13 protein-coding genes are annotated in these 17,658 nt (G+C 30.4%); 10 read left to right on the top strand and 3 right to left on the bottom strand.

All coding sequences use genetic code 11. The features are described from left to right. Positions 1-2 precede the first annotated feature (2 nt). From IJ258_RS00810 to IJ258_RS00800, 3 genes are read right to left on the bottom strand one after another with little or no spacing between them, the layout of a single operon-like run. Positions 3-1,574, bottom strand: a complete 1,572-nt coding sequence (locus IJ258_RS00810; RefSeq protein WP_292801674.1) for a glycosyltransferase family 39 protein — start codon at positions 1,572-1,574, stop codon at positions 3-5. Positions 1,575-1,589: 15 nt separating this feature from the next. Beyond that, entirely contained in the window at positions 1,590-2,432 is an 843-nt protein-coding gene (locus tag IJ258_RS00805) for a UbiA family prenyltransferase (RefSeq protein WP_292801672.1), read from the bottom strand. After that, positions 2,429-3,685, bottom strand: coding sequence for a glycosyl transferase GT4 family protein (locus IJ258_RS00800; protein WP_292801670.1), 1,257 nt, complete (start codon positions 3,683-3,685; stop codon positions 2,429-2,431). Before IJ258_RS00800 ends, IJ258_RS00805 begins: the two co-directional genes overlap by 4 nt. A 142-nt stretch (positions 3,686-3,827) precedes the next feature. Here IJ258_RS00800 and IJ258_RS00795 point away from each other — a divergent pair, with 142 nt between their 5' ends. From IJ258_RS00795 to IJ258_RS00750, 10 genes are all read left to right on the top strand, one after another. Continuing rightward, positions 3,828-4,850: a phosphorylcholine transferase LicD gene (locus IJ258_RS00795; RefSeq protein ID WP_292801668.1), complete on the top strand. Its 1,023-nt coding sequence runs from the start codon at positions 3,828-3,830 to the stop codon at positions 4,848-4,850. 100 nt (positions 4,851-4,950) lie between these two features. Then, positions 4,951-6,045 (top strand): inositol-3-phosphate synthase, encoded by a 1,095-nt coding sequence (locus tag IJ258_RS00790; RefSeq protein ID WP_292801666.1) that lies wholly within the window; start codon positions 4,951-4,953, stop codon positions 6,043-6,045. 201 nt (positions 6,046-6,246) lie between these two features. Beyond that, the gene (gene oadA / locus IJ258_RS00785) at positions 6,247-7,968 is read left to right on the top strand and encodes a sodium-extruding oxaloacetate decarboxylase subunit alpha (RefSeq protein ID WP_292801664.1); all 1,722 of its coding nucleotides are present in this window, start codon (positions 6,247-6,249) and stop codon (positions 7,966-7,968) included. Positions 7,969-8,071: 103 nt separating this feature from the next. After that, complete coding sequence (locus tag IJ258_RS00780; protein ID WP_292801662.1) at positions 8,072-9,073, top strand: tRNA-dihydrouridine synthase; 1,002 nt, start codon at positions 8,072-8,074, stop codon at positions 9,071-9,073. 286 nt (positions 9,074-9,359) lie between these two features. Continuing rightward, positions 9,360-9,593: a hypothetical protein gene (locus IJ258_RS00775; protein WP_292801660.1), complete on the top strand. Its 234-nt coding sequence runs from the start codon at positions 9,360-9,362 to the stop codon at positions 9,591-9,593. Then, positions 9,586-10,005, top strand: a complete 420-nt coding sequence (locus tag IJ258_RS00770) for a PIN domain-containing protein (protein ID WP_292801658.1) — start codon at positions 9,586-9,588, stop codon at positions 10,003-10,005. The genes IJ258_RS00775 and IJ258_RS00770 overlap by 8 nt, the downstream gene beginning before the upstream one ends. A 199-nt stretch (positions 10,006-10,204) precedes the next feature. Further along, a complete protein-coding gene (locus tag IJ258_RS00765) occupies positions 10,205-12,256 on the top strand; it encodes a hypothetical protein (protein WP_292801656.1) in 2,052 nt (683 codons plus the stop codon). 270 nt (positions 12,257-12,526) lie between these two features. Continuing rightward, positions 12,527-15,553: a carboxypeptidase-like regulatory domain-containing protein gene (locus IJ258_RS00760; RefSeq protein WP_292801654.1), complete on the top strand. Its 3,027-nt coding sequence runs from the start codon at positions 12,527-12,529 to the stop codon at positions 15,551-15,553. A 90-nt stretch (positions 15,554-15,643) separates the two neighbouring features. Beyond that, a complete protein-coding gene (locus IJ258_RS00755) occupies positions 15,644-16,690 on the top strand; it encodes a hypothetical protein (RefSeq protein ID WP_292801652.1) in 1,047 nt (348 codons plus the stop codon). Positions 16,691-16,949: 259 nt separating this feature from the next. Next, entirely contained in the window at positions 16,950-17,558 is a 609-nt protein-coding gene (locus IJ258_RS00750; protein WP_292801650.1) for a DUF3800 domain-containing protein, read from the top strand. Positions 17,559-17,658: the final 100 nt, after the last annotated feature.

The following is a 17,658-nucleotide window of genomic DNA, read 5'->3' as shown; positions in this document are numbered from 1 at the left end:
TTTTAAACCCTTTTTTCATATATGTGTATGTCATTAATATTTTTTATTTCTGTATAGTTTGTAATGTTATCCAATATTTTATTGGAGATATAGTATGTGGCATTACTCGAATCAATCGTTTCGGTATCATTGCTTTCTATTGCAAGCAGATTTCCTCCTAACCACCAGTTATATGCCCGTACATTATAAACACCAATTGATATGTTTTTATAGTCGGGATTATTGTCGATGATATAATTGGAAACGTCTTCTATTGTTTTAAACTCACTTGTTTCATCAAATGTAAAAGTGAATGTGAATGCCTGTACAATGAAAAGGGCAATCAATATTAATGGAATGATGTTTTTGTTAAGATTTGTATGTTCATTGATAGCGTCTATTGAAAGCAAAACAAAATATATTATGGCAGGAAATATGGGTAGGAAGTAACGATTTACTTTTATAGTATAATAGCTGAAGAAAATCAGGTTTGAAAATATCCAAGCCAACATAAAATATTCAGTTTTGTTGTTGCTGTCTTTTCCCATGAAATAAATGCCAACTAAAACAAGTAGGGTGGTTATCATGGAACTGATGTGTGTAAAACTCACAATTGCAAGTAAAAAGAATGCAACAGGTATTGAATCTTTTTTTTCAAGTTTTCTTCTGTTGGAGTATATCCATAATCCCATTCCGGCAATTAAAATTCCAATTACTGCCCATGATAGGGGTGTCGGATTTTCAAGAATTGGATTTCCATCAATCACTGTATGTGAATTTGAAATGAAATTCGCGAAATTGGATATGTAATAGCTTACGTCCTCATTATATGCAGGATCAATTTGAGATCCTTGTGCTCCGCTGATTCCATTGGATATTTGTCCGCTGGCACCAAAATGACCACTTCCCATGATAAAAATGGCGCCCATTGTAATGATGACAATTATCGCTCCAATAATTATTCCTTTTTTGATTTCATTAAAATCGTCACGTTCTATTTTAAATCCTTTTTCAAAAATGTAGTAAACAAGCAATGCTGGCAATGTTAAAAGCACAGTATATCTTGTAAAAACTCCTAAAATGATAAATAAAATAGCAAATTTGTAAAATTTGGGATTGTCCTTGATTGCAATGATTGTAAGCAGCACTGTCCATATTGTCATTGAAACTGCAGGTATGTCCAGTGTTCCATTTGCAAGCCAGGTTAGATAAAGAGTCAGTGATGAATAGATTATGCATCCTGTAAGGCTTAATGTCTCATCAAAATATCTTTTAAGCAATATGTAAAATCCAATGTTTCCAAATATTGCAAATGCTCCGGTTACAATGTATATTGCTATTTTATCAATAAATCCCATTCTGAAGAATATCGAAGTTAAAAAGCATATCACTGGGGATAAATAAATTGTTCCTGTTGACCGTATATTGGTTCCGGTATAGTAAAGTGAATTTAGAAGATAAACATAAACGTCGGAACAGTAAATTCCTAAATTTGAATTAAATATTATATAATTGATTGTTAAAACAATACTGAATATTGTAATTATGATTAAGTAATAATAATCCTTTTTATTTAAATTTAACTCTTTCAACATTTTATCTGTCTTATTTTAAAATGATCCAATGGCGAATGCAACAAATGCTATTAACATTCCGATTTTTAAGTATTTGGATGCTTTTGCTGCAGTTTTTTCATCCTGTGATTTGAGAATTATAAAAGCACAATATATGAATAATACGACTGCAATTGCTATTATTGCTAAGTATAGAATTCCAAATATGTGATAAAAATATAATAGTGGACATAATGCGCTGTCAACTATAATCAATATGGCTGAAATCAATGCTGGAATTTTGGTTCCAATCATTATAGGTAATGTTTTAGCCCCGTCTGCCTTATCTCCTTCAATGTCTTCTATGTCTTTTATTATTTCACGTGCAGTTGTCATGACGAATGCAAAGAACCCTAAAAATATTGAAGTCATTATGATGTTTGGATTGTTTATACAGAATCCTCCAAATACGAATCCAAAACCTGTCATAAAACCAACAGCCAGGTTACCAATCAATGGTGTTGATTTTAATTTATATGCATATAGGTAAAGCACGACATCAGCGAATAGTACAATGAAAAACGGAATCCAGTTGTCTGTCATGAAGCTGATTAAAAATCCGCATATGGTACCTGCTAGAAACAGAAAGTATCCATAGTTTCTGCCGTTTTTAAGTGAAATTTTACCTGAAGGAATTGGTCTTTCAGGTTTATTGATTAAATCTATTTTATAATCAAAATAATCGTTAATGACATTTCCTGCGGCGGTTTCAAAGAATACGGCCATCATTGCAAGTATGACTGGTATGCTTATGGTTTTATCAATTAATGCAACTAGGATAATTGATATTGCACCCATCAATGCATTTCCTGGTCTTAAAATTTCAATATAGGGGTTCATTGTATTTCCTCGAGTAATTGTGCAAATCTTTTTGCAGTATTTTTTAATGAGTATTCGCTTGCAAATTCATTTCCACAATATTTTAAATTGTTGTTATTATATTTGGTGTAATAATCATAAATAGCTTTTTTACATTCTTCAACATCTGATACATGATATCCGATATTTGTTTTTTCAATTAAATCTTTAAGCGATCCCTCTCTATATCCGATTGACAGTATCGGTTTTCTACATCCGATGCAGTCATAGACCTTACCTGGTATGAACATTTTTTCAGATTCGTCCATCCATGAGATTAAAAGCAGAATATCCGAGTTCATTTGATGAGCTAAAACCTCTTTTTGTGTTATTCGTCCATGGATATTAATATTGCCTTGGATATTGTATTTTTTGGAAAGTTCTTCTAAATTTGTTTCATCTCCATAAAAATCAATGGCAATTTCATTTTTATTTATCCTGTTTTCATTGATTAGCTGATTTACACTATCAAATAATATTGAAGGATCTCTTTTTCCACTATAAAGTGAACCTGCATACATCAATGTCAATTTTTCACTTTTTAGTGTTTGTTTTGTCTTTTCAAAATCTTGTGGATCAAAACCGGACACAACAGGTGTTATTCTTTTGTCAGGATGTATTGTTTTAAGTGTCTGTTTGGCGATTTCAGTTGTTGTGGTTAATATATCTACATTTTCAAATGTTTTCATTTCCAATCTTTTTTCAAAGAATCTTCTAATAGGATTATGGTTTATGTAAGGGTTTAAGTTCCATAAGTCTCTCAAATCAGCAATCCATGGTATATTGTATTTTTCTTTTAGTTCATGAGCTATTAAATGGGATGTGACAGGTGATGAAGTGGATAATATTGCATCAATATTTTCGGTTTCAATAATCTCGCTGGATGCATCAATTGCAGGGGTTTTCCAGTATTTCATACTGTCAGGGTATGCAAATATTTCTCCTGCCAGTGAAAGAGATTTGGAAATAAACTTGTTTGTCTGGTCTCTACTGCTTACTTCACGCTTTCTGCCTGTACTATTTGATTTGGGCATAAATTTGGAAATCATGTCCTGATAGTCTGTTTCAATGACTTTTACTCCATCAATTTCTACTGTTTCATTTGATGTTCTGGGCACGATTACAATAGGCTGCCATCCAAATGAAGGCAGATATTTTGCAACTCCCCTTAATCTTTTTGATGCAATTCCAGTATCATGATTATAGTTAAATGCAATGTAAAGAACTTTTTTCATATTTCATCTCACAGTTTTTTCCTGTTTAATCTTTCAGTTGTTAATATTATATATTTCCATACTTTTATATATGGAGGTAATTAAAAATAATGATTGAAGTTTTATTTTTAAAAAAAGCTATTTTTGAATATCTGGTGAAAATATGGGTTTAGAAAAGTATTATCTTAAATTGCCTGATTTTATTAAATTCAATCCAAGAATTTTAAAATTAAGTTTTGATATTACTGATAAAATCAATAATTTCACAGGAGTTTCTACGGAGGAATATCTTTCAGAATTGTCATCATCAGACGGTGAGCTTAATTTTAGCGCCACTCATCTTAAGTTCCGGTCATTATATGTGGAATTGCTAATTTTTATTGATAATGTTTGCAGAAAACATGAAATTGACTATTGGTTGGGATTCGGCACACTTTTAGGAGCTGTTAGGCATGGAGGATTTATTCCATGGGATGATGATATTGATTTGGTGATTTTAAGAGAGGATTACAACAGGTTAATAGAAGTTTTGCCTGAAGAACTTGTCAAATATGGTTTGGATGAATATTGTGGATTAACTTTGCTTTTGGAAAATCGAAAAAATTATTTCAATCAATTCAGGAGTGCTTATGATGCTAAGGATAAACAAGGCAGAGATTTGGTTGACGGAAAATATAATTTTCTCCAAATTGCCTGGCTAAAGCCTTATGTCAAAATAGATATTTTTCCTTTTGATTTTATAGAGGATGACAAATTGGATGAAATTTATGATAAATTTGCTGCCGTGCAGTATAAATTCCACAATGATTTGTTGAATGATAAGGTAAAATTCCTTGATGAAATTGATTCTGTTAGAAAAGAAGTCGGATTTACAGATTCAAGGACAAAACAGTTTTCAGACACCATTGAAGGGGTGCCTCATTGGAAGATAAGAATTTTTGATTATGATAAGACATTCCCATTAACCACAATCAGATTTGAGGGACATGAATTCAAATGCCCTAAGGATTGCAATCATCATCTAACTAGAATGTTTGGACCTAATTACATGGATTATCCTAAGGTGATTTATAATCATGATACATTGGGATTAATTGAAACCCAATTCAACTCAAAACATGAAATGGATGATTTTTTTGACAATGCAATTGATTTTTTAAAAAAGGTCAACAATTCTTTTAAATAAGTTTTTCAATCAATAATTATATATGTCATATTAAATAGAATAATATTAATATGTTTAACTTATAAAGTATGATTTAATAATTATATTAGCTGGTGTTATATTGAATAAAATTAAAATAGCAATTGTAGGATTAGGGAATTGTGCAAGTTCCTTAATTCAGGGAATACATTATTATGATGGTAAAAAACCGGAAGATGCAATAGGACTTATGCACTGGGATATCGGCGGATATGCTCCTAGTGACATTGAAGTTGTTGCAGCTTTTGATGTGGATGCAAGAAAAGTTGGAAAAACAATTGATGAAGCAATTTTTGCAAAACCAAACTGTACTACAATATTCCAGAAAGACATCCCAAAATATGACGTTAAAGTAAGCATGGGTCATGTCTTGGATGGTGTAGCAGAACACATGTCAAATTATGATGACGAATACACTTTTGTTGTAAGCGATGCAGAACCTGTTGATGTTGTTGAAGTCCTAAAGGAAAGTGGTGCTGAAATATTGGTCAACTACTTGCCTGTAGGTTCAGAAGAGGCTGCAAGATATTATGCACAATGTGCACTTGACGCTGAAATTGCATATGTAAACTGTATGCCAGTATTCATCGTAAGTGATGATGAATGGGATGCTAAATTCAAGGCTAAAGGAATTCCAATTGTAGGTGACGATATCAAGGCTCAAATCGGTGCTACTATCACACACAGAACACTAGCTAGTTTATTTATGGATAGGGGAGTAAAATTAGACAGAACCTATCAAATCAATACTGGTGGTAACACTGACTTTTTAAACATGCTCAACCGTGAAAGATTGGACTCCAAAAAAGAATCCAAAACCGAAGCTGTTCAATCAGTATTGACTGAAAGAATGGATGATCGTGACATCCACATTGGACCTAGTGATTATGTCCCATGGCAAAATGACAATAAATTATGCTTCCTTAGAATGGAAGGTCGTACATTCGGTGATGTTCCAATGAACATTGAACTCAGATTAAGTGTTGAAGACTCTCCTAACTCTGCGGGTTGTGTAATTGATGCAGTAAGATGTTGTAAAATCGGTTTGGAAAGAGGCATTGGCGGACAATTGACTTCAATTTCCTCATACACAATGAAACATCCTCCGATTCAATACACTGATGACGAAGCATATGAAAATGTTGAAAAATTCATTTCCGGTGAATTGGAAAGATAATTTTTCCCATTTTTTCTATTTTTTTACTATTTGATTAGATATTGAATTATATCTATTTTTAACTACTTTTTTTGAATTTTAACTATTTTTTTAAAATGTTATTTAAATAAATCTGTATATTTATATAATAATAAAAACATATATTATAGTTGGATAATTTAAGATTACTTTATAAATAAAAATATGAAAGAGGTGTAATTAATGGCAAAAGTTAGATTTACAGAAACAGCACTTCGGGATGCTCACCAATCTTTACTTGCAACTAGGATGAGAACAAGGGACATGATTCCTATTGCTGAAGAGATGGATAAAGTAGGATATTTCTCTGTTGAAGCTTGGGGAGGAGCCACTTTTGATACTTGTATCAGATATTTAAACGAAGATCCATGGGAAAGATTAAGACAATTAAAAGCGGAATTTAACCACACTCCAATACAGATGCTTTTAAGGGGACAAAATTTAGTCGGTTATAAGCATTATCCTGATGATATTGTAACAAAATTTGTTGAAAAATCCTATGAAAATGGTGTGGATGTCTTCAGAATCTTTGATGCTTTAAATGATATAAGAAATATGGAAAAAGCAATTAAGGTGGCAAAAGATCAAGGTGCTCATGTTCAAGGAACAATAAGTTACACAATCAGTCCTGTACATTCATTAGATAATTTTGTTGAACTTGCAAAAGATTTGGAAGCTCTTGACTGTGATTCTGTAGCCATCAAGGATATGGCGGGATTAATCACTCCCTCTGATGCTTATGAGCTTGTCACTAAATTAAAAGAAGAGACTGGTTTGCTTGTAGATTTGCATTGTCATTGTACAAGTGGTATGACTCCAATCAGTTATTATGCTGCATGTCAGGCAGGTGTGGACATTCTTGACACTGCTATTTCACCTCTCGCTTGGGGTACTTCACAGCCACCAACAGAAAGTATGGTTGCGGCACTTCAAGGAACAGAATTTGACACAGGTCTTGATTTAAAATTATTGACTGCAATTAAAAAATACTTTGAAGATATTAAAGTTAAATACGGCGGAATACTTGATCCTATATCTGAAAGTGTAGATACTGATGTATTGTTATACCAAATTCCTGGAGGAATGCTTTCAAACCTCATATCACAACTTAAAGAGCAAAACGCTATTGACAGATACACTGATGTATTGGATGAAATGCCAAGAGTCAGAAAAGATATGGGATATCCACCACTCGTAACACCAACAAGTCAAATAGTTGGAATTCAATCAGTAATGAATGTTTTAGGTGGAGAAAGATATAAAACAGTATCCAATGAAGTTAAAGAGTATATGAAAGGAATGTATGGTAAACCTCCTGCACCAGTTGATCCGGAAATATCAAAACAGATAATTGGTGATGATGAGGTAATTACTTGCAGGCCTGCAGATTTGCTTGAACCTGAATTTGACAAGTTTAAAAAAGAAGGTGAAGAAGCAGGATTTGTAAAATCAGATGAGGATGCTTTAACTTATGCTTTATATCCTCCAATTGCTCCAAAATTCCTTAAAGGTGAAGCAGTGGAAGAAGAACTCAGTCCACGTATGCCTACAGATGGGGAAGTTATTATTGCTCCTGATATTCCAAATGAATACAGCGTTGAAGTTGATGGGGATATTTTTGAGGTTAAAATATTGCCTACAGGAGTCATTGACATTGGCGAAGCAGAACCTAAAAACGACTGTAAGAATAAGGAAGGAGCTGTTGTATCATCTATGCAGGGTATGATTATTAAAGTCAATGTTGAAGTTGGAGATAAAGTCAATGCAGGAGATACCATTTGTGTCATTGAAGCTATGAAAATGGAAAACGATATTCAGGCTGAAAATGACGGTACCGTGGAGGAAATCTTCATTGGCCCTGGTGATGCAATAAGTATTGATGATTGTTTAATGGTAATCAAGTAGATTACCGGCTATTTTCTTTTTTTTAGTAATTTTTAACTTACTTATTGATTTATATATTTTTTTAAACTTAATTGGTATTAAGAGTAGTTAATGTGTGATTGTTATGAAAGATATTTTTGATGAATGTCATTTTGGAGATTTAAAGTTAAAAAGCAGGATTGTAAGGACAGGTACTTGGGAAACTGAAACTGAAGAAGGAGGATTTCTCTCACCAGCAATATTTGACAGGTATGAAAAAATTGCCAGTTCAGGAACCGGTTTGATTGTATCTGAAATATTTGCGCTTGACAGAAAAGACAGGTTCGCACCATATTCAACAAGCCTCAATTACCGTGGTTTTATCAAGGATTATCAAATGATAACTGATATCTGCCACAATCATAATGTTCCTGTTTTAGGACAATTGGCATTCTTTTACTATGATGACGGGGACAATCAGAAGGCAGAGGCAAATGACTTGACACTTGAAGGAATAAGAAAGCTTCAGGCAGAAGTTATAATGGCTGCTAAAAAATTCTCATTTGCAGGTTTTGACGGAATACAAATCAACATGGGAAACAATTTCTATTTGACAAGATTTATTAATCCATATTTTAATCAAAGGGATGATCAGTATGGTGGAAGCACTGAAAATCGTGTAAGGATTGCATCAGAAATAATCAAGGTCATCAAAAAGACAATGCCAGGTTTTCATGTAAGCATTCGTATAAATCCATGGGACGTTAGAAAAGGAGGAATAACTGCTGATGAAAGTATTGCCATTGCAAAAGAACTTGAAAAAGCAGGTGCAGATAGCATACAGCTAACAGCACGTACAATATCTTATCTATATGATGGAAATGAAAAAAATCCATTTTTGGTATATGTCGATAAGTTGATTGATGAAATTGACATTCCAGTAGTTTTAGGTGGAAACTCAAGAGATATGGGATCCATGAATGATGTTTTGAACCATACAAAAGTAGACTTCATGTCAATGTCAAAGCCATTTGTAGCACAAGCTGACTTTTTGGCTGAATGGAAAGAGAATGGTGAGGGAGTTTCAATCTGTCAAAGCTGTAATAACTGTTACTCTAAAAAGACAAGTACATGTTTTAAATATTAAAGGCACTCATTAATTTTTCTTTAAATGTTGGTCGGTACAAACTCAAGCTTGTTTTAACTAACGTTATGAACCAACAACTTTTTTTTATTTTTTCTTAGTCGAATAGATAGTTTTATTAATATCAGTTTACATGCCTTTTTTCATGTTAAGATTTTGTCTGTGTAATATTTTTTTTAGTTAGATTTATAATTTTATCAGTTTTTAAAATCCAATTTTTTTCCGATAAATATATATTATTCCGAATAAATATTAATAATCATATTAATATTATGGGATGTGATTTTTCATGAGTTTAGCAAGCAGTAAATTATACGGCAATGATGAACTACATTTGCCAAAAATAATAAAAGAAGAATTCAAGGAGTTCCCTATAGATGAAAACACTATATTTGAATGGGATATAAAAAATGATGAAATCATATTAACTCCAAGACAAAAGGTAACTTTGGATGATGTAATTGGAATGATCGATGATGATGGTGAAGACTGGGACATAGACGAGTTGGTTTACGATGGCTAAACTGTTTTTTGACACATCATTCATCATACCAATATTTAAAAGAAACGACACCAACAGGGACATAATCCAGAAGAATAAAAATATTCTACTGGAAAATGAATGCTACATAAGCAATGGGATCCTTCAGGAAGTAATAACAGTCGTAATGATGAAAACCAAAAGCATCGAAATAACCAAAAAAGCATACTATTTCCTAGTAGATAACTTCACAGTACTCAACGAACAAGAAATAGAAAGATACAACGACAGAGTATTTTCAATATTCAAAAAATATAATTCCAATACTTATAAAGCAAGTTACATTGACTGCTCAAGTGTTGTAATTTTAAAATACTTCAATCTGGATTGTGTAGTTTCATTAGACAAGTTCTTTGAAAAATTTGAAGAAATAAAATTAATTGAATTAAATTAACATTTTTGGGTAAAAATTTATTAATGTAATTAATAAATATAATAAATAGTAAAGTAAATTAATAATTTATTAAAGTAAATACTATTCCGTATTGTTAAAATTTTATTAAATTTTACTTTACAATTTAAATGATTATGTTGTTTATCATTAGAATAAACGACTTCATCATTATTAATAAAAGGAAGGAATGGGATTTAAATTGAAATTAAATAGATATTTATTATTGATTTCAATATTTTTAATATTATTATTTAGTATTAGTTTAATTTCTGCCTCAAAAGTCGATAATGACAACTTGACTTTGAAGAATAATGATAATTTAAGTATTGAAGTTGATAATGGAGAACCCTATTCTTCTTCCAATATCAGCACTGAAGAATTAAGTAGTGATGTTAAAAATTGGGTAGTTAATCAAAGAAACTATAAAATGTTTTTTGATGAGGATAATGTTTTAAAAAAAGAGTATGGTGGTCAAATTATAACTTTTGATGGTGAATTCACAGACAAGGGAACAATTACCATTAACTCCGCAAACACTAAAATTACAGGAAGAAATACATTATTTAACAATACTGTTTTTAATTTAAAAGCTGATGGAATAATGTTGAGTAATTTAAAATTCGTTTTAAATGAAACATATCCAACTAATGAATATTCAGGGATATTTATTAAAGCAAATAATGTAACTGTTCAAAACATAATTATGGATTATAATGTTCCTGAAAGAGGTACTGGATTTGGAATTACTTGTAATAAAGGTTATGATGAAATAACTGATGTACATTTAATTAATAATACTATCAATTATGTTGGAAATTTCGCAACTAAAGGATATAATTATGGAATAGTTTTAATCCGTACAGAAAACGCCAAAGTTACCGGCAATGTCATTAATTGTCAATTACCTTTAAGAGATGTTGATTGGAGTGGTGAAATTTTTATTGGAAGTAGTATGGATTCTGTAGCTTCTTTTGTAGCAGATAATTGTAATAATTTATTATTGTCAAATAATTCTATCAGAACTATTGTTAATAAAAGAACTGGAGGTTCACCAACTCTTGATAGCTGTTTAATCTATGAATGTAATAATGCTATTATCCAATATAATGATATATATGAAGAGGATTATATCACTCCAAAAGGAACCGTTAATTATTTATATGGTCTTGATTTGTATTTATCTGATTACGTTGTGATTTACCACAATAATATTCATTTAAAGACAACTGGAGGTAAAGATGCAGCAGGTACTGCATATCCTGTTCAAATAACAGGCCCTGCTCGTGGAATTCAAGTAGCTTTTAATAATATAAGTTCTATCAGTAATGGTCCGAATATTGGTATTTATTCTCAAAATTATTATGGATCTACAGAAGTTGGAATTATTAGTAATTTTATTAATGTTACTGGATATGCAAGTTCACATTCATGGTCGCTAGTTAGTGGAATTGAAGTGCAGGATTCAGACGACATTATAATGAATAATACTATTATTGTAAATTCAGTTAATGAATTTACTCCTGGAGCCAATATTTATGGAATAAGTTATTCTCAAAAAACTGGGGGTTCACATTCTTATAATGTTCAATATAATAACGTAACTACTAATGGGCAATATGCAGTTGCATTATTGGGAGGAAACACTCGTGTTGCTAATTCCATTATTGCAAATAACATTTTAAAAACAGCGCATGCTGGTGGAAATAAAGCTGCTTTAATAACAGGTCTTGGAAATCGTAAAAACATTATTATCAATAATACTGATGGTTCTTTTCCAGTTAAAAAGATGAGTACTGATGAATATACCAGTCATTTAAAGAATTTTTTCAATCCTCCAAATGCTGGTGATGGTAAAGGTTTTAGTGGTGAAGGAAATTCCTTTATTGGACAAAATGATGGAAATTCAGTAATTGGAGTTGGTAGTGGTAATAATGGAGTTACAAAAACTAAATTATTTGGAAATAATCCTAAATCCAGTTATTCACAAGCTAAACGTGGAAATATTAATTCAACAAATTATAATTATGGTTCTTCAGGGATAGATATTGCAAGTTCTTCTTCATCTTCAGGTACTGGAGGAAGCAGTAGTGACACATCTGATTCTAATTTAAAATCATATGAAGTAACAAAAAAAATTGAATCTCCTTCAGATATAAATTATATTCAAACAATATTACTAGTTTTAACTGCATTAATATTATTAATTATAGGTTATAGAAGGAAAGAAGAAAAAGAAGATTACAAAAATTAAAATAATAGATTATTTTATTAAATAATCTATATTATTCTTTTTTATAAACATCATATTTATATTATTTAAAATTAATAAATATCATATGAATAAAGTAGTATTGATAAAAAATTAGATTAAATATACTAAGTAAATTTTTAAATACTTTTTATTCATCTTTAATAATTCTTGAAAAATTCATGTAAAATGAACAGTTAAAGTCGTTTATTCTAATGATAAACGACTTATTGGAGGATTATTAAGTTTTATAATTAATATGGTGAAAATAAGATGAGATTAAAAAAACAACTTTTAATTTTATCATTATTCCTAGTGCTTATCTGTTGTTTAAGTGCAGTAAGTGCAACTGGAGATATAGAAGATATTGCATCAAGCACTGATTCAGAAATAATCACTGAAGATGTGCAAGCAAATGATGTGATATCTCAAGGGGATAATGAGGAACAACAAATTTTAGAAGAAACAAATGAAGAAGAACTTCAAAGTTCTGGAACAGAAGTTGAAGCTAGTAATTGGTATGGTATTTATACTGCTGCAAGATCAACAAATGACCAAATTATTAGATTGACTGGTGACTCTTATTCTGCTAATTATCAAATAACCTTTAATAATAATGCTACTATTATTGGTACTGATAGTAGTTATATTACTGGTGGAAGTAGTAGTTTAACTCCTTTTTTAAATACTAATTCTGCATTGTCTATAAGTTTTATCAATGTTCATTTTAAAGATATGACTGTTAATAATCTTATTCAGTTAGCGGGTAATTCTAGAATAGAAAATTGTACTTTTAATAACATTCAAACTGGTACTGGTCAAAATTCTATTGTTTATAATACTGATGGAACTATGACTATTGTTGGTTGTAATTTTACAAATAATAATGTTGGTTATGGTGCAATTACTAATTATAAAGCTGGTTCATACACTGCAGTTATTATGACTGTGGATAAATGTAGATTTGTTAATAATAGGGCATCATCAGAACCTGGTGCAATTAATAATTGTGGGATTTTAACTGTGACAGATTCTGAGTTTACTAATAATTATGCAGCATTATGGGCTGGTGCAATCCATACTCATTATAATGCTAATACTGTAATTAATAATTGTAATTTCACAGGTAATGGAGCTGGATGGAATGGTGGAGCATTATATACTTACAGTACTTTGACAGTTAGTAATTCCATTTTCAAAAAAAATTGGTGTATGTTAAGTGCTGGTGGAGGAGCTATTGGTGCTTCAAGATGGTGGATGGGTAATTATGATATTACCATTACTGGTTCTACTTTTGAAGATAATACAAATAACTGTAGTTTGACTAATGAAACTCCTGCACAAGGTTCTGGTGGAGCAATTTCTGCACAAAATAGTGGAGCTTTAAGAGTTTATGATTCAACATTTATTAATAATTATGCTGCATATGGTCAAGCAATAGCTGCATACAGCGCATCTTATGATGATATAGAAAGTGGAATTCCTAATTTGCAAATTATTAATAATACTTTTAAAAATCATAATAAAACAACTACAACTGACACTGTAGCTATTAGTGGGGTTTATAATTTCACAAACAATACCTTCGTTAATTGTCATCAAGCTGCAACAGGAACAAACAATAGATTTATTAATTGTACTCCGTCTTCTGTTAATAATGTAAATGTTGTTTCACCGATTTTAAATGAAAATACTTTGTTATCTTGTTCTATTCTTGATAATGAAATTCTATCTGGAGAATATGATAGTAATTCATTTAATCAAGGGGTTTTAATTGATGATGCGATGATGGGACAAATAACTTATCTTAAAGAAGGTACTTATAATAATCCTGAAATGTATATTCCAATGCCTGATGCAGGATTTACAATTATAGGTTTAAATAGAGAAAAGGTTATAATAAAAAATTTTGATAGTGAGTGGAGTACTTATAATCAAAAACAAATCTATACTTTTATTAATATGACCATTGTAGGTGATGTTAGATTAGATGGTAGTAAAAAATTTATTAATTGTACTTTTGATAATACTAAAATGGTAATTGGTAAAAGAATTCATGATAATCATGGAAATGTTCAATTAACAGTTACTGATACAACTGATTTCATTGATTGTACCTTTAAAAATTATAAAACTGAATTTGCATATATTGAATCATATGAAAATAATAATATTAAATTTAATAATTGTAATTTTGAAAATATAACTGCAGATTCAATAATATCTATAAAAACTGCTCTTTCTGAAGATGGGGTTAATGTATCTAATTCTAAATTTGATAATGTTAATATTAATGGTGTTATAGATATTGATGCAAATGAAATTGCTATATTTGAAAATAATAATCCTGAAACTGTAAATGCTTTTAGACCTGCGGTTGAAGATTCAACAATAACTATTGAAGTTGTTAATAGAACTCATCTTAAACTCACTTTAAAAGATGCTGATGGTAATCCTGTTTCTGGAGCTAAAATATCATTAACAAGTAGTTATGATGCTAGTTTCATTTGGTATCTTGATACTAACGAAGAAGGTATTGTTTTTTATGAAAATGGTGATATGGCAGGAAATCATTTTACTTGGGTAGCTATGTCTGAAGCGATGAAATCTCGTTCTGTATCTTATGGTGCTGCTTACAATGAAACATATGTGGATTACAAAGAATTTGCTAAAGATGTTGTTATCAGTTTAAACAATGTTACTGGAGATAAAAATGGTAATGTTACTGTTACTTTAAAAAATAAGTTAAATGAAGTTATTGCTAATGCTAATGTTACTTATAAGGTTAATGGTGTAGAGTCTAATGCTACTACTGATGAAAATGGTTCTTTTGTTATTTCTAATTTAGTTGGGGATAATGAGATTTTTGTAAGTTTTGCTGGTGATTCTTTCAATCCAAAAAATATTACACAAAAATTCACTTTCCCTAAAGAAGAAACTAAACCTGCTGCATCAAATACTACTCCATCTACTCCTGCTAAAACAACCACTAAAACCACTGCTAAAGTAACTAAGAAAGCTACTAAAATCACTGCTAAAAAAGCTACTTTTAAAGCTAAAAAGAAAACTAAAAAATACAGTATTACTTTAAAAGCTGGTAAATCTGCAGTTAAAAAAGTTAAAGTTACTTTAAAAGTAGGTAAAAAAACCTATAAGGCAACTACTAATAGTAAAGGTAAAGCTACCTTTAAAATTACCAAATTAACCAAAAAAGGTAAATATACTGCTACTATTAAATTTGCAGGTAATAAAAACTTTAAAGCAACCAGTAAAAAAGTAAAAATTACTGTTAAAAAATAAGGGTAGGGTTTTTTAACCTCTACTTTTATTAATTCTTTTTTTTAAATACTCTTTTTTTCAAATTTATTGAAAAAGGAGTGTTTCTACAATATGTTTTGTGAAGATGTTGACTTAATAAATAATTTTCATTTGAATGCGGGTCATTCTAAAAATTCAATAAAAGCATATGCTTGTGCTTTTAATTGTTATCGTCGATTTCATAATATGAGTTTAACTCAATTATTGGATGAGGCTGTTTTTGAGCAGGAAAATTTTGTTCCTTTAAATCAGTTATCATTATTTAATCGTATTATGGATTTTAGAAATTATTTAATCAACAATTATAAAGCGAATAGTGTTAAATCAAATATAACTAAAATTAAAACTTTTTATTACTATAATCGTATTGAATTACCATATTTTCCACCATTAAACTATAAATTCTTAAAAAAGAATGAGTGTATTGCTTATGATGATTTATTATCTAAAGATGAGATTAGAAGGGCTTTCAGCGTAGCTGATGATGATTTGCGTATGTGGATTTTGGTAATGATTTCTAGTGGTTCATCTAGAAGTGAATCTAAATCAATGACTAATGAAATGCTTTTTAGAGGAACTTATGGTTATCACAAGAAAGATAATTTCAGGGATGCTTTAAAGTATTTGTCTTGTCATGATGATGTTATTTGTACTTGTAAGCTGATTCGGGCAAAGACTGATAAGCCATATTATACGTTCCTTAATCCTGAAACTGTGCAGTTTATTTCAAAAATCAAGCTTGAAAGAAAAGATTATGATTTAAGTAATCCATTGTTGAAGTATAATGTTGATTATATTGGTCGTAAATTTGCATTAGTTAATGATTCTTTAAATTTGGGTTCTATTGGTGGTTATAGGCGTTTTAGGACTCATATGTTGAGGAAATTTCATGCGTCAATGTTGAATCAGGGTTCATTGGAAAATGAATTATTGGATATGGATGTCATTGATAATTTGCAGGGTCGGGGGAAAGGATCAACAAGGGAAGCCTATTTTAAGGATAATCCTGATGTTTTAAAATTGGATTATATAAAATGCATGAGCAATGTTTCACTTTATCATAAATACGCTTGGGAAATTGTTGATGGTGAAGTTATTGTTTACTCGCAGAAACTGTAAAGCAAATGATGAGTTAATGTCAGTTACATGATTTTAATTCAATTTATTTTTTATTATTTTGATATTATTCACAATGTTTATCTTTCTTCAGTTTGTGATGTATCAGTAATTACCATATTTTTTAATTCATGTTCTAGTATATAAGTATGGGAGGGTTTAATTGAGGTTAATTTTATGAATGGGCATCAATTTTGTTTTAAGAATTAATAATGGGGATTTTGAAAACCTTTTTAAATAATGTCGGCATATATTTACTGTGATGAAGTATATTTACATAGATGAAAGTGGGGATTTGGGAGAGGGTCGTTCCAGTACTAAGCATTTTGTCATGGGTGCTATTGCAGTGGATAGTCCAGGGGCTCTTAAAAAAATTATTAAAAAAGTAAGGAGAGATAATAGAAAATTTATGCATAAATCTCCTGAGATAAAAGGAAACAAAACAGATAAGCGTATCATCCAAAAGATACTTAAAAAAGTCAATAATAGTGAATATGAGGCCTTTGCAATATACTTGGATAAACAAAACATGGATAAAATACCAAATTTCTACAATCATCATGAATTATACGATGAAATAGCATCAAAACTAGCTGAAAAAATAAAGATAACTTCTCCCACTTGTATCATTGTAGACAAGTCCAAATTCAATCAAGATTACATTAATCGTTTTAATGATTTGTTTTCATCAAAATTAAATAACTCTGAAGGTCATACTATAAGCATATTGCATGGTGATTCAATAAATTACAAAGGTTTGCAAATTGCAGATTTAATCTCATGGTCGGTATTTCAAAAAGTGGAACATCAAAATTCAAAATATATTGATCTAATAGAAACTAAGAAAATTTTTGAAGTATATAAAAATTAGTTAGTGAGATGAAGAACCTATAAGCCACCTAATTGACCATAATAAGTTATGGAAAGTCGCCACCTGTGGTGACGAGGACTTATAGGCTAAACCAATATTT

Origin of the sequence: Methanobrevibacter sp. (assembly GCF_017468685.1) — an archaeon.
GTDB lineage: Archaea > Methanobacteriota > Methanobacteria > Methanobacteriales > Methanobacteriaceae > Methanocatella.
Note: the sequence above shows the minus strand (reverse complement) of the source record. Positions and strands in the feature narration are given on the sequence as shown.

Bases quoted from the DNA above. Each gene is read 5' to 3' on its own strand.
- IJ258_RS00810 (WP_292801674.1), bottom strand. From the start codon at position 1,574: ATGTTGAAAGAGTTAAATTTAAATAAAAAGGATTATTATTACTTAATC.
- IJ258_RS00805 (WP_292801672.1), bottom strand. From the start codon at position 2,432: ATGAACCCCTATATTGAAATTTTAAGACCAGGAAATGCATTGATGGGT.
- IJ258_RS00800 (WP_292801670.1), bottom strand. From the start codon at position 3,685: ATGAAAAAAGTTCTTTACATTGCATTTAACTATAATCATGATACTGGA.
- IJ258_RS00795 (WP_292801668.1), top strand. From the start codon at position 3,828: ATGGGTTTAGAAAAGTATTATCTTAAATTGCCTGATTTTATTAAATTC.
- oadA (WP_292801664.1), top strand. From the start codon at position 6,247: ATGGCAAAAGTTAGATTTACAGAAACAGCACTTCGGGATGCTCACCAA.
- IJ258_RS00780 (WP_292801662.1), top strand. From the start codon at position 8,072: ATGAAAGATATTTTTGATGAATGTCATTTTGGAGATTTAAAGTTAAAA.
- IJ258_RS00775 (WP_292801660.1), top strand. From the start codon at position 9,360: ATGAGTTTAGCAAGCAGTAAATTATACGGCAATGATGAACTACATTTG.
- IJ258_RS00770 (WP_292801658.1), top strand. From the start codon at position 9,586: ATGGCTAAACTGTTTTTTGACACATCATTCATCATACCAATATTTAAA.
- IJ258_RS00760 (WP_292801654.1), top strand. From the start codon at position 12,527: ATGAGATTAAAAAAACAACTTTTAATTTTATCATTATTCCTAGTGCTT.
- IJ258_RS00755 (WP_292801652.1), top strand. From the start codon at position 15,644: ATGTTTTGTGAAGATGTTGACTTAATAAATAATTTTCATTTGAATGCG.
- IJ258_RS00750 (WP_292801650.1), top strand. From the start codon at position 16,950: ATGAAGTATATTTACATAGATGAAAGTGGGGATTTGGGAGAGGGTCGT.